Source organism: Halorubrum sp. SD690R, assembly GCF_005435035.1.
In the GTDB taxonomy this organism is placed as follows: domain Archaea; phylum Halobacteriota; class Halobacteria; order Halobacteriales; family Haloferacaceae; genus Halorubrum; species Halorubrum ezzemoulense.
The window spans coordinates 1-497 of the sequence record NZ_SGTV01000112.1 but is presented as its reverse complement, the minus strand read 5'-3'; the positions used below and the strand labels follow the sequence as shown (position 1 = coordinate 497).

At 72.2% G+C, this 497-nt stretch carries 1 protein-coding gene; it reads right to left on the bottom strand.

All coding sequences use genetic code 11. The features are described 5' to 3' along the window. Nucleotides 1-11: 11 nt before the first annotated feature. The coding region (locus tag EXE41_RS18645; protein ID WP_137691798.1) for a halocyanin domain-containing protein at nucleotides 12-497 on the bottom strand (486 nt) is incomplete at its 5' end.

Below are 497 nucleotides of genomic sequence, written 5' to 3'. Positions count from 1 at the left end.
GTCGCCGGCCGCTACGCCTGCTCGCGGCCGGTGATCGTGCCGCCGTACTTCATGAAGACGAACGCCAGGCCAAGCGTGCTCACCATCGCGATGAACGTCGCGATGCCGAGCGCGCGCGCGGCGTCCGGGACGAACACCGCGTTCGAGCCGCTGTCACCGCCCACCTCGACGGTGGCGACGTCCTCGCCGACGGCGAGGCCGGCGTGCATGCCGACCGCGGTGTGGGGGACGCAGTGGTAGTGGGTGATGCCGGCGTCCTCGCTCGACGTCTCGTACTCGTAGGTGGCACCTTCCTCGCCGACGGGGTCGCCGCTGTCGAGGCTGGCCGGGCCGCCGCCGTCGACCGTCTTGACGTTGTGCGAGCCCCCGGCGCCCGTCCACTCCCAGGTGATCGTCGTCCCCTCGTCGACCCACACGAGGGTCGGGTCGAACGCGAGGCCCTGGTCGCCGGCGCCGACCGAGATGGTCACCGAGTCCTGGCCGCGGGCGTCGGTGTA